At 60.2% G+C, this 12,873-nt stretch carries 9 protein-coding genes and 1 tRNA gene; 7 read left to right on the top strand and 3 right to left on the bottom strand.

The features are described from left to right. Nucleotides 1–169 precede the first annotated feature (169 nt). Together E4656_RS20600 and E4656_RS05500 are read left to right on the top strand one after the other, a co-directional pair. Complete coding sequence (locus tag E4656_RS20600) at nucleotides 170–628, top strand: hypothetical protein (protein WP_135481857.1); 459 nt, start codon at nucleotides 170–172, stop codon at nucleotides 626–628. Nucleotides 629–752: 124 nt separating this feature from the next. Further along, nucleotides 753–828: transfer RNA gene (locus E4656_RS05500), tRNA-Ala, on the top strand. A gap of 756 nt (nucleotides 829–1,584) precedes the next feature. Here E4656_RS05500 and E4656_RS05495 read toward each other — a convergent pair. Then, nucleotides 1,585–3,360: an SLC13 family permease gene (locus tag E4656_RS05495; RefSeq protein ID WP_135481855.1), complete on the bottom strand. Its 1,776-nt coding sequence runs from the start codon at nucleotides 3,358–3,360 to the stop codon at nucleotides 1,585–1,587. A gap of 275 nt (nucleotides 3,361–3,635) precedes the next feature. Here E4656_RS05495 and E4656_RS05490 point away from each other — a divergent pair, with 275 nt between their 5' ends. Together E4656_RS05490 and E4656_RS05485 are read left to right on the top strand one after the other, a co-directional pair. Then, entirely contained in the window at nucleotides 3,636–4,454 is an 819-nt protein-coding gene (locus E4656_RS05490) for an HAD hydrolase family protein (protein WP_135481854.1), read from the top strand. A 6-nt stretch (nucleotides 4,455–4,460) separates the two neighbouring features. Then, nucleotides 4,461–6,008, top strand: a complete 1,548-nt coding sequence (locus E4656_RS05485) for a carbon-nitrogen hydrolase family protein (RefSeq protein ID WP_135482296.1) — start codon at nucleotides 4,461–4,463, stop codon at nucleotides 6,006–6,008. A 1-nt stretch (nucleotide 6,009) separates the two neighbouring features. On the opposite strand, the gene E4656_RS05480 is transcribed toward E4656_RS05485, so the two are convergent. After that, a complete protein-coding gene (locus E4656_RS05480) occupies nucleotides 6,010–6,327 on the bottom strand; it encodes an EscU/YscU/HrcU family type III secretion system export apparatus switch protein (RefSeq protein ID WP_205849101.1) in 318 nt (105 codons plus the stop codon). A gap of 7 nt (nucleotides 6,328–6,334) precedes the next feature. Beyond that, a complete protein-coding gene (gene fliK / locus E4656_RS05475) occupies nucleotides 6,335–8,626 on the bottom strand; it encodes a flagellar hook-length control protein FliK (RefSeq protein WP_135481852.1) in 2,292 nt (763 codons plus the stop codon). A gap of 534 nt (nucleotides 8,627–9,160) precedes the next feature. On the opposite strand from fliK, the gene E4656_RS05470 reads away from it, so the two are divergent. The 3 genes from E4656_RS05470 (at nucleotide 9,161) to E4656_RS05460 (ending at nucleotide 12,844) form a co-directional block, all read left to right on the top strand. Beyond that, entirely contained in the window at nucleotides 9,161–9,817 is a 657-nt protein-coding gene (locus E4656_RS05470; RefSeq protein WP_135481851.1) for a flavin reductase family protein, read from the top strand. Nucleotides 9,818–9,913: 96 nt separating this feature from the next. Then, complete coding sequence (locus tag E4656_RS05465; protein WP_135481849.1) at nucleotides 9,914–11,119, top strand: ABC transporter substrate-binding protein; 1,206 nt, start codon at nucleotides 9,914–9,916, stop codon at nucleotides 11,117–11,119. A 21-nt stretch (nucleotides 11,120–11,140) separates the two neighbouring features. Further along, nucleotides 11,141–12,844 carry an ABC transporter permease gene (locus E4656_RS05460; protein WP_135481847.1) on the top strand — a complete coding sequence of 568 codons (1,704 nt, stop codon included), beginning with the start codon at nucleotides 11,141–11,143 and terminating at the stop codon, nucleotides 12,842–12,844. Nucleotides 12,845–12,873 lie beyond the last annotated feature (29 nt).

The following is a 12,873-nucleotide window of genomic DNA, read 5'->3' as shown; positions in this document are numbered from 1 at the left end:
TGCTTTTGATATTTTCCTCTGCTATTTGTATCGTGCTAACACAGTAAACTATAGTAAGCTATAGCCAGTATATAGTGCTGCCGGGTTCATTAATTAACTATGGGCCGGGTCTGCACATATTTCATGAAGAATTTATCAGGCCATAATCCATAACAGGAGTAAACACTCGATGTTTGTACAGGAAATTGACAAGAAGATTGAAGCATTCAAGTCGGAAATCGAAAAACTGGAAGCCGAACGCGCCGCCCAGGCGAAAAAGCTGGAAGGTTTTACTGCATTCGAGAACGACATTCAGAAAGTTTGCCGTGATTTCGGTGTTTCGCGCGAAGAGCTGTTTCTGTCGCAGGGTGACTATATTGTCGACTGGGTTAAATCACTGAGCAAGCTTGGCGAGCGGCCGGAAGTCTATAACGAACTGAAAGCCTATTTCGCCCGCGTTATTGCCCGTGAAGGCACCACTCGCAAGAGCCCGGCCAAGAAGGCCAACAAGGGTCCCAAGCTGGAAGTGGGTACCTACAAGAACCCGAAGACCGGTGAAAAAATCGAGAAGATCAAGCGCAACCCGAAGACTCTGGACGAATGGATCAAGGAGCACGGCTTCGAGACGGTTCGTGGCTGGAAGGTCTGAGACGGCTGTCTGAAGAGCGCTGCAGACGGCGTCAGAGCGGGCAGTGCAACCCTTTGAAATTGCTGAAAAAAGTGGTTGACACCCGGGCACTGCCTCTCTATTATACGCGCCATCTCAGAGATCTGGGGCTATAGCTCAGCTGGGAGAGCGCCTGCATGGCATGCAGGAGGTCAGCGGTTCGATCCCGCTTAGCTCCACCAGATACCGGCCGCATCCGAAAGGATGCGGCTTTTTTTTGCCTGCAGGAAAGTTCCGGCAAAGAGCCTCAGGCCCGGGTACGTTTCCTAGGAATGCCGCCGCGCGGCGGCCGCACCACTCCTGCCTTCGAACTCTCATGTAGCAAGGGGCCTGTAGTGAGGGACGCAAGTCCCGACAAACCAGAACCTGTAGTGAGGGACGCAAGTCCCGACCAGGGCCACAGGCCCTGAACGAAGGGGCGGCTGCGCCGCCCATCGCGACTCGCGTCGCTCGCTACAACAGAGGCTTTTCTGCAGGCCGTGCGGTCCGACGTTTTGGGGCTTACTCACGCATGCGTGGCCAAGGGCCACCGCCTACAAACAAGGCGCCACAGTTCGCGGGTTGCTGGCTGGTCGGACTGCGTGCTGGGTCCAAAAACGCGCACGGAGTGCGCTCCCAGGGAGGCGTTGGCAGCGCGGCCGCCGGGCGGTGGTGCGTTGAGCCGCAGACCGTGCACGGCCGTGTTCGAGCTGTCATGGATGACGTTTTTTGCGTGTCTGCGGTCAGCATACCCCGCCATCAGGCGGCCTTGGCGACCAGGTCGGACTAACAGGGCCTGTACCGTGTGGCGACGGTAGGTGGCACTTTCTGGTTGGGCATCGCGTTATCGGGACTTGCGTCCCTCGCTCCGGATTCGGCTTGCGCCTCATTATCGGGACTTGCGTCCCTCGCTCCGGATTCGGCTTGCGCCTCATTATCGGGACTTGCGTCCCTCGCTACTAGGCCGCCAGCGGCATGCGCCACAGAATCAGCGAGACGGCGGTGGCACCGACAATCAGATTCATCGGCAGCCCGAGGCGCAGGAAGTCCGTGAAGCGGTAGTTGCCGGGGCCATAGACCATCAGGTTGGTCTGATAGCCCAGAGGTGTCGCAAAGCTGGCCGAGGCCGCCATCATGATGGCAAACACAAAGGGCTCGGCATTCAGGTTGGCCTCCCCGGTAACCGCCAGGACTATCGGCAGCATCAGAATGGCCGAGGCGTTGTTGGTGATGCTCTCGGTCAGTACCGAGACCACAAGATAGGTCAGAATCAGCAGCAGCCAGGGTTTGCCCAGGCTGGTCTCCACCGTCCACATGGCCAGGCTCTGCGCCAGTCCGGTTTCCAGCATGGCATTGCCCAGTGCAAAGGAAGCACCGATGGTGATGATCACCGACAGATCGAGACTGCGCTGGGCCTGGGCAAAGGAACAGCAGTTCAGCGCGATCATCAGCCCGGCACCGATCAACGCGGCGTTCAGCATCGAAGCCAGACCCGTGGCAGCACTGAGAACCACGCCCACCAGAATCAGCCAGGCCAGGCGGTGGCGGTCATGCTGCGGGGCCTGCTCCTGCAGGTCATTGATCAGCAGGAAATCGCGCTGATAGCGTTGCCGGCTGACGAAGGCCGGGCGCGCCTCGAGCAGCAATACATCCCCCGGAGCCAGCTTGATCTGGCCCAGATTGCCATCCAGGCGCTTGCCGTTGCGGGCCACGGCCAGCACGATGGCTCCATAGCGGTCATGAAAGCGGCTGTCGCGAATGGTCTGCCCGATGCCGTCACAGTTGGGCGACACCACGGCCTCGACCAGGCGCCGTTCCTCACGGTCCTTGGTCAGCGTGCTGCCGGGCGAAATTTCACTGGCGGGGCGAATACCCGGAATACGCAACAGTTCGGTGATGGCCTCGGTCTCACCGGCAAAAACCAGGGTGTCATTGCCCTGCAGTCGTTCTTCCGACGGCACGGCGGTGACTACACTGTCGTCGCGTTCGATCTCCACCAGATAGAGCTGCCGCAGGTGGCGCAGACCGGCTGCGGCCACACTCTTGCCGACCAGAGGCCCCTGGGGATCAACCCGCACTTCCACCGTGAATTCGCGCACGGACTCGATCAGTTCCTTGCTGGGCTGCTCCGGCAGCAGGCGGGGGAACACCAGCCACATGAAAAAACCACCCACAATGGCCACCGGCAGGCCCAGCCAGGTAATACTGAAGATGGAAAAGCCGGCTTCTCCCGTCAGCGCCTGATACTGGCCGTTGACGATCAGGTTGGTGCTGGTGCCAATCAGGGTCAGGGTGCCGCCGAGAATGGCCGCATAGCTCAGTGGCATCAGCAGGCGCGAAGGCGAAATGCCGATTTTCTTCGACCAGGCCCGAATGGCCGGAATCATGGTGGCGACCACGGGCGTGTTGTTGAGAAAGCCGCTGAGGGAAATGACCGGCAGAAAGATCCGCAGCAGCGCCTCACGGATAGACCCTGGATGCCCCAGAGCATGCCGGACCACCTGATCAACAGCGCCGGATTGATACATGCCGGTGGCAATGATGAACATGGCGGCTACAGTGATCAGGCCGGGGTTGCTGAACCCGGACAGGGCCAGCTCCGGGCTCAGGATGCCCGCTGCACTGAGTACCGTCAGTGCTGCCATCATGACCCAGTGTGGGGCAATTCGGGTCAGCATCATGGTGCCGAGTACGCTGACTATGACGGCCAGAGTGAGTAGCGCTTGCCAGGTCATGCAGACGGGCTTCCAGCAGGAATGAGAGCGCTAGGCTAGAGTAGTCGGAGCAAAAGATAAAATATTAAAAACTTATGAGATATTCTTTTTGGTTATTAATGCGCTGGGGTTCTTTCACCGGCCTTTGCACGCTGTCTGTGGCACCGGTGGGGCCGTTGTGACAGAATAGAGGGGCTCAGACGAGTCAAGTTTAATGCGGTTGCTGATCGCTGTACTCCTCCAATTCAAAATTATGTCTGTGCAGCAAGGTCATCAGCAACTGCCGGGAGAAGTTAATGTCAGCTATCCGAGCCATAGTACTGGATCTGGATTTTACGCTGTTGACCCGGGATAAAACGGTGCGGCCGCGGACGCTGGAAAGCCTGGTGCGGGCGCACGACATGGGTTACCAGCTCATCATTGCCACCAGCCGTCCGGTGCGGGCAGTGCGCAGTTTTGTACCGGAAGAACTGCTGCGACGCTGTACGCTGATTACATTGAACGGCGCAGTGGTGCACGAGTTCACGCGTGGCCACCAATGGCAGATGTCCTGCATGGGCCTCAATGCACGCAAACTGATCAGCCGCATGGTTGACAGTGAGGTGCCCGTGCAGATTACTGCTGAGTGCTGGGGCGAGGATTTCGCCACCAACCGCGAGTACACTGAAGAGGAACTGCGCAAAAAGCAGCATGCCGATTTCTCGATGCTCAAAACCATTCAGCAGATCGATTACGGCTGGATCAGCAAGGTGACCGCGGACGGCCAGGGGCAGCCACTGGATTTCCTGATCGACTGGGCCGATGATTTCCCCGAATTCAGTTTCATTCCCGTGCTCGAGAATACCGTGGTCAACATTGTGCCGCGCTCCATAGACAAGTCGACTACCGTGGTTACCGTGCTCAAACGCTTCCAGACCCATCCCTCGGAAATGATGGTATTTGCTGATGAGATGCCTGATCTCCGCCTGATGGAGATAGCGGGTGTTGCAGTGGCGATGGGCAATGCGGTGTCGCCATTGAAAGAGGCCGCCAACACGGTGATTGGCGATTGTGATACCGATGCCATTGCCGATTATCTGGAAAAGACGTTGTTACAGGAACAGGAAACGGCCTAAGTCTTGATGGATCATGAAGAACTGCATCTCAACCTGCGCAATCTGACGCGGGCCGATTATCCTCAGATCGAGGCCCTGATGAACCAGGTCTACACCGACCTTGGCGGTGCCTGGCCCCAGCATACTATCGACCAACTGATCAGGGAGTTCCCCGAAGGCCAGTTGGGCATTGAGGATGGTGGGCAACTGGTGGGTGTGGCGCTCACGGTGCTGGTGGATTACGCGCGCTTCAGCGACCCGCATACCTATGATGACATTGTCGACAGTCATGAGCGTATTCAGGGTCAGTCGACCAATGGCGATGCGCTCTACGGGCTGGATGTGCTGATTCACAGTGATTATCGCGGCTATCGGCTGGGGCGTCGGCTCTATGATGCGCGCAAGGAGCTCTGCCGGCAGTACAACCTGCGGGGCATACTGGCTGGCGGACGCATTCCGCAGTATCACCAGTACCGGGGTGAGATGAACCCGGCGCAATACATCGAGGCGGTCAGCCGCAAGGAAGTGCACGACCCCATTCTGAGCTTCCAGCTCAGCAACGAATTTCAGGTCAAGCGTGTGCTGCGCCAGTATCTGCCCGAGGATGAAGAGTCCGCCGGTTATGCGACCCTGCTCGAATGGACCAATATCTTCTACGAGCCGGAAGCTCTGGTGGTCGAGACGCGCAAGTCCAGTGTGCGCCTGGGTGCGGTTCAATGGCAGATGCGTGCCGTGCAGTCCGCTGAGGAGATGCTCAAGCAGGTCGAGTACTTTGTTGATGCCCTGTCTGATTATCAGAGTGATTTCGCACTGTTTCCGGAATTCTTCAATGCACCGCTGATGGGGCTGACCGATCAGTCCAGTCAGACCGATGCGGTCCGTTTTCTGGCCAGCTTTACCGAGCAGTTCCGCAATGAAATGTCGCGCATGGCGGTCACCTACAACATCAATATCATCACCGGTTCCATGCCGCTGCTGGAGGACGACCGGGTGTTCAACGTGTCCTACCTGTGCCGGCGCGATGGCACCTGGGAAGAGCAACGCAAGATTCACATTACGCCGCACGAACGCAATGACTGGGTAATCGAAGGCGGTGACCGGCTGCAGGTGTTTGATACCGATGCCGGCCGGATCGGAATTCTGATCTGTTACGATGTCGAATTCCCGGAACTGCCGCGTATTCTGGCTCAGCAGGGGCTGGAGATTCTTTTCGTGCCGTTCTGGACCGATACCAAGAACAGCTATCTGCGGGTTCGTCAGTGCGCCCATGCGCGCGCCATAGAGAACGAATGCTATGTGGCCATCGCCGGCAGCGTCGGCAACCTGCCCAGTGTGGAAAGCCTGGATGTGCAGTATGCGCAGTCGTCGGTGTTTTCGCCTTCCGACTTTGCCTTCCCGCATGACTCGGTATTGTCCGAGACAACGCCCAATACCGAAATGCTGATGTTCTCGGATCTGGATCTGGACAAGCTCAAGGTCTTGCGCAATGAAGGCTCGGTAACCAACCTGAAGGACCGTCGAGCGGACCTGTATCGGGTCGAATGGCTGGGCCCGGAGCCGACCTCAAGACACTGATTCAGGTTCGACGATAGGGTTCCACTTCTGAAACGGCATCGGGCTGGAAGTCTTCCGGGACGATGCCGCGGATATAAAAAGCGAACGCAATCACTTCGGCCACGATGCGATACAGCTCGGGTGGTACCTCTTCCCCCACCGACAGGGCGGTCAGCAGATTGACCAGGTCCGGGTTTTCATAGATTGGTATCTCGTGTTCCCGGGCAATGGCCAGTATCTCTTCGGCAATGGCAGCCTGTCCGGAAGCCAGAACGGTGGGGGCCCGATCGCCATCATAGTGCAGGGCAACTGCCGCGCTGCTGTTTTCTTGCTCCGCCATAATTGCCTCAGGTCCGGACATCGATCTTGTGGCTGTGGCCGTTTTCCCGCCCACTGCTCACTGAATGAGTTTTCGCTTCGCGTTTGGGCAGCCCATAGCGGCACAGTACCTCCGACACCGGCAGCCCCAGTTCCTGCAGTCTTTGTTCCAGTTGGTCCAGATGATGGTGGAAGGCCCGCAGTGTCGGCGTGTCATCAGTCAGAAACGTCAGGCCGGCTTCCTGCCCCTGCCAGCTCAGGCGGGCACAGACAGGCGCCAGCGGCGGCAACTGGAAGTGCAGGTCCAGCACCCAGCGGGAAGTCGGCGCCGCGTCGGACTCTGCGTTTTCTTCCCTTGTCGTCTGCCGCTCCAGTTCGAACCAGAACAGTTGCTGATCCGACATCACCGGAATCCCCTGCAGCAGTCTGGGTGATTCGGCCGGATTATCCGGCAGTACCGACTGCAGCACGCGGACCAGTTGCTGTTGCCCCACCTGCTCCAGAGTCTGGCGCAATTGCAGCAATGCCTGTTGCTCCTGTACGGCAGTGCTGGCGGCAGTATTCTCGCCGCCCATGGCCTGACGCTGGCCCAGTTGCTGACGTAACCGGTCAGGGGAGTAGGTCGTGGTCAGCTGCAGGCGCAACTGCTCGGCCCGACGCTGCAGTTGTTCCTGCAGCGTGGGTGCTCCGGACTGCCCCAACTGCTGCAGACGCTGATCCAGCACCTGTTCTGCCACCAGACGCCAGACATCAGCCGGGACGGCGCGAGTCTGTGTTTCACGGACCGGTGCGGGCTGGTCTGCCGACTGCGCAGAGTTGATTCGAAGCAGTGGCACCAGACGCAGCGGGTCCATCGCCGCCGGTGCATCCGCCGGCCGGGCCGCAGCCTGAGAGCGGTTTTCCGCCGTGGGTGGTTCTGCTGCCGGTGTGGTTGTGGCGGGCTGGTGGCCGGTGGCTGCTCCACTCGGTGCGGCCTGCGTTGTTGCTGTCGGCGCCGTCTGTGCTGTCGTTACAGTCTGGGCCGCTTGCTGGGTGGTTTGCAGTGGATTGTGGCTGTTGGCGGCAGGCATCAACGGCACCGGCTGCGCCATGGGCCCTGAGGACTGAGTTGACGGCGATGTTGGTTGCGGCGTCAGCGTCACGCGGGACAGGTCCGGCATGGGCAGTTCCTGCATGCGCGCGGCAGCGGCCTGCTGCCAGCCCTGCCAGGTGGCGCGCAGTGCCTGCGGCGTCAGGGTGCCATGTTGCTGACGCGTGGCCTCGATAAGCTGCGGAATCCAGTGCTGACTCAGCATGACTCTGGCATCGGAACGGGCGCCTGACAGTGGCACAGTCTCCGCACGCTCTGCGCGTGTCGGTGCCTGGGTGCTTTCTGCTCCCGAGATCACTGCTGCAGTCTGAGCTGCCGGCATTGGCTGGCCGGAAGGGGTGGCCTGAGTGCTGACGGAGCCGGTGGTCGGGGGAGTCTGGTGCTGAGGTGCCGCTGGCATGGCCGCACGCCATGCCTGCAGGGCCACGGGCAGAAGCTGGGCCAGCCAACTGGCCGCCGCCGTTTGCCTCTGGGGTACTGCCGCCGCGCCCGACTGGGCTGTTGACGAGGGCGTCGTTGGCGCCTTGGCTGCAGGGCTGACCGCGCTCTGAATCTGGCTCGCTGCAGGTGGCTGGCTCGCTGCAGGTGGCTGGCTGGCTGCAAGTGGCTGGCTGGCTGCAAGTGGCTGGCTGGCTGCAAGTGGCTGGCTGGCTGCAAGTGGCGATGGGCTGGCCGTGGGTTGCAGAAACACCGGAGTCGGAGCCGTCCGCAACAGCTCACCGAGAGACTGCAGGGGGGCGATGGACTGAATACGCTGCGGCGCTGGCAGCAGCGTCAGTTGCTGCTGCTGTATCAGTGTCAGCAGCAGTCGCTGCTGAGTGCTGTTCTGTGGTACCAGCAGGTCCGGTCCGCGCTCACTCAGAGTAACGGCCAGGGTCTGGCCGGGTTGCAGGGGCGTGCGACTGCTCAGCGTCAGCAGGGCCTGGCCGAGCTGCACCTGATAGCGAAAACCCTGCCGTTCATCCTGCCCCTGAGCTGACAGCACCTGCAGCGGGAGGAGTCTGGGGATTGACTCTCCCCGCTCTGCACGTTCGGTGAGAATGGATTGCAGGGCACGGGTCAGGGCTGTATCAGAGCCATCCTGGTGACCCTGACGGATGACCTGAAACCATTCCGACAACGCCTGCTTGACCGGCTCGGATGTGGCATGCTCGCGCTCGGAATGAGCCTGCGTCCGGATACCGGAATCCGGTGGCAGTCGCATCCGGCCGACACTGTCGATTTTGGCCATGCTGGCCCCCTGTGCCACAGTTGCACTGTGCCTGTGTTATATACACTTTACTGTGAGCTGGCATGATCTGCCAATAGACACTGCATCGGCAGAGTGCGCGAAAAAATGATAGCAGCGGGTAACAAAGGGGCAGGGTAACAGAATAGAAGTAAGCCGGCCTCGAGGGCCGGCTTGAGTACTTGGACCAGTGGAACCGGTTTTTGTTGTTCTTGTATCTGTTCGACTGTCGCGGCGCCTTGTTGTTGTTTTTGGGCAGCGCCGGAATCTCTGGTCGCCCGGTTGTTGTTTTTGTTTTGGGGCCTTCATATCTTCTTCAGATACTCACTACTGTAATAGCAGGTGCTGTGCCAGTTTTAAAAAATTTAGAAAAAACAATAAGTTATGATTTTTTCGTATGGTGATGCGGGGTCAGAAACGGTTAATCTGTTACCTATGGAAACCTCTGGTGTTACCCGGGTAACACTGATCCAGTAAACCCCTCAGGCTGTATCTGATGGATAGCTCTCACACAACCGGTTCAGGGAATCTGCTGTCATGCCGCTGCTTTCTGCACAGGATCTGAATGCAATGCCGTCGCGCGAGCGGGCACATCTGGTCAACCTGCTCAGCGGGATCAAGGGGGTACACCTGCTGGGGTCTGTTTCGTCGGCAGGCGCAGCCAATCTGGCCATTTTCAACTCGGTGCTGCATGTCGGCGCCAACCCGGCAGCTCTGGCCGTATTGTTCCGGCCGCTGACGGTGCGCCGGAATTCGTTCGAGAACATCCGGCAGACCGGGGTGTTCACCCTGAATCTGGTGACCGGTGCCATGCTCGATGCGGCGCATCATACCAGTGCCAAATGGGACGCCGGGGAGTCCGAGTTCGAACATACGGGCCTGACGCCCTGGTACTCGGATGGTCACGCTGCCCCCTATGTTGCAGAAAGCCCGATTGGTATCGGGCTGCGCAAGGTTGAAGAGCAGACTCTGGCGTACAATGGCACCGTATTGATGGTGGGAGAGGTGACTGAAGTGCGGCTGCCGGAAGATGTACGCAACACTGGCGGGTGGATGCGCCTGGACAGTCATGACATCCTCAGTGTGGCCGGACTGGACAGCTACTATCGGGGCCAGTTGGTTGCGCGCAAGGCTTACGCCAACCCGGGTGACCCGCCTGCGGACCTGCCACAGGCACTGCAGACCAAGGCCTGAAGAAATGTACCCCTGCTGATTCGGCAGGGAACCTTGGCTTGCGCAGAGAGTCAGAGGGGTGCTGAAATGACCAAGACCCGTTTAAGGATTATCAGGATGTTCAAAACCCTACGCCATATGCCATTGGTGGCCAGCCTTGTGCTGACCGCCGGACTGCCCGTTGCCGCTCTTGCCTGGGATGACCTGGAAGACGCCGCTCGCGGCCAGCAGGTCTTTTTCAATGCCTGGGGCGGTTCCGAGCCGATCAATGACTATCTGCTGTGGGCAGCAGATGAAATAGCCGATCGTTACGACATCGTGCTGGAACATGTGAAGGTGGGCGATACCGGTGATGTGGTCAGCCGGGTGCTGGCCGAGCGTGCGGCCGGGCGTGACGAAGGCGGTTCGGTCGATCTGGTGTGGATCAATGGTGAAAACTTCCGCGCCATGAAGGAACAGGACCTGCTCTACGGTCCCTGGACCGATCGGTTGCCGCACTATGAGCTGCTGGATTTCGACAACAAGCCGACCCTGACCATGGATTTCTCGACCCCGGTCGACAATATGGAAGCGCCCTGGGGCATGGCCCAACTGACCTTCATGTATGACTCGGCACGGGTCGATACGCTGCCGGACAGCATGGCAGAGTTGCTGACCTTTGCGCAGGAGAACCCGGGCCGGGTGACCTATCCGGCGCTGCCAAGCTTCTACGGCACCACCTTCGTCAAGCAGGCCATGCTGGAACTGACGGATGACCCGTCGGTGTTCTACGAGTCTGCAAATGCCGTTGAGGATCCGGCGGCGGAACTGGCGCCCCTGTGGGACTTCCTCGATGAACTGCATGCGGTGGCCTGGCAGCAGGGCAGGGCCTTCCCGCAGGATGCCCCGCAGATGAAGCAGATGCTCAACGACGGGGAGATATTGCTCAGCCTGTCCTTCAACCCCAACGATGCTTCCAATGCCATCCTCACCGGCGAACTGCCGGACACGGTGCGCACCTATGTGCACTCCGGTGGCACCATCGGCAACACCCACTTTCTGGCCATACCCTACAATGCCAGTGCACCCGAGGCCGCCATGGTGGTGGCCAACTTCCTGATGTCGCCGGAAGCCCAGGCGCGCAAGGCCGATATCGAGATCTGGGGCGACCCCACGGTGCTGGCGATAGATCAGCTCAGTCGGGATGAGCAACAGCTGTTCGATGATATCGAGCGCGGGCCGGCGGGGTTGTCAGACGAAGCGCTGGAAGCCGTGTTGCTGGAACCCCATGCGACCTGGGTGCCCCTGTTGGAGGACGAGTGGCAGCGGCGCTATGCCCGCTGAACCAGTCCGGTCTGCAGACAGATGCTGAGAAGATGCCTGGCCGCCTTTCCGGCCGTGACGGCAGCCGTGTTCATCGTGCCGGTGGTCATCGGGCTCATCGGCACCTGGCTGCCGGCGTTCGGCTATCTGCCCGCTCTGGGGGCTGAACGCCTGACCTGGGCCCACTGGGAATACCTGCTGACGCATCCCAGTGTGCCGACCGCCGCCCGTCATACCCTGATTTCGGCCTGGGGGTCGACGCTGTTGTCGCTGCTGGCGGCGCTGACGCTGCTGGCCCTGACCTGGCGCTCGCGCACGCTGCGCTGGCTGCGGCGCAGCCTGTCCGGTCTGCTGGCCATTCCGCATGCGGCGTTCGCCATTGGCATAGTGGCACTGCTGGCGCCTTCGGGCTGGCTGATCAAGCTGGCTTCGCCGGCCTTGACCGGCTGGGAGCTGCCGCCTATCTTCAGCCTGGTGCGCGACCCCTGGGCCATCAGCCTGATGTTTGTACTGGCGCTCAAGGAGACCCCCTTCATCATCTTCATGACCCTGGCCGCGCTGCAGCAGTTGCAGGTAGGCAGGTCGCTGCAGATGGGGCGCAGTCTGGGCTATACCGAATTCATGGCCTGGCGGCGTATCATACTGCCACAGTTGCTGCCGCTGCTGCGGCTGCCCCTGTTCGCGGTACTCGCCTACGGTGTCTCGGTGGTGGATCTGGCGCTGATCGTCGGGCCCAGTGCCCCGAGCACGCTGGCGGTGCTGGTGGACCGCTGGTTCAATCATCCTGACATCCTGCGCCGGCTGCCCGGCAGTGCCGGTGCCACCCTGTTGCTGGTGCTGACAGTGCTCAGCCTGGGGCTGTGGTGGCTGCTCGAGAAACTGTGGCTCCGCCTGAGCCGTCCGCACTGGGATTCCGGGCAGCGCCGCAGCGCTTTGCACTGGCTGGCACGACCGGCCGAAGGCCTGAGCCTCTTGCTGATCGGGTCTGCCCTGGCAGCCTTCATGGTGCTGGTGGTCTGGAGCTTTGCCTTTCGCTGGGGTTTTCCGGACCCGCTGCCGCAGTCCTGGACGCTGCGCTTCTGGGAACGGGGCTGGACGCGCCTGCAGCAACCCTTCTGGCTGACACTGTGGACCGGTCTGGCTGCCGCCGTAATCGGACTGGTGCTGGTCGTGGGGTGCCTGGAACACGAGGTCACGCTGCGCCGGCGGCGGCCAGGCTTTACCGGCCCGAAGCTGTTCTGGCTGATTTATGTGCCCTTGATAGTCCCGCAGATTGCCTTTCTGTTCGGTATTCAGGTGGTGCTGGTCTGGTTCAATCTGGACGGCAACTGGCTGGCGCTGCTCTGGTCACATCTGATGTTCGTGGTGCCGTATCTGTTTCTCAGTCTGTCGGGGCCCTACCGCAATTTTGATGACCGCTATGTGCGTCAGGCCATGCTGTTGCACGGTGGTGAATGGTGCGCCCTGTCGCGGGTGAAATGGCCCATGCTGTTGCGGCCCCTGTGCTATGTGACGGCACTGGGGTTTGCGGTCAGTCTGGCCCAGTATCTGCCTACACTCTATGTCGGCAGTGGCCGCTTTGCGACGCTGACGACAGAAACCGTCAGCATCGCCGGGGGTGGCGATCGGCGCCTGGTCGGGGTCTATGCCCTGACGCAGTGGTTGCTGCCGATGCTGATCTACAGCCTGGCGCTGCTGGTGCCGGCTTGGTGTTTCCGCCATCGCCGCGGTATGCGCCTGCAATGAACAATCCAAGTACAGTGATTCCGAGGAGA

Origin of the sequence: Natronospirillum operosum (genome assembly GCF_004768465.1) — a bacterium.
Classification (GTDB): domain Bacteria; phylum Pseudomonadota; class Gammaproteobacteria; order Pseudomonadales; family Natronospirillaceae; genus Natronospirillum; species Natronospirillum operosum.
The sequence above is the reverse complement of the archived record's forward strand: the minus strand, read 5'-3'. Positions and strand labels throughout refer to the sequence as shown.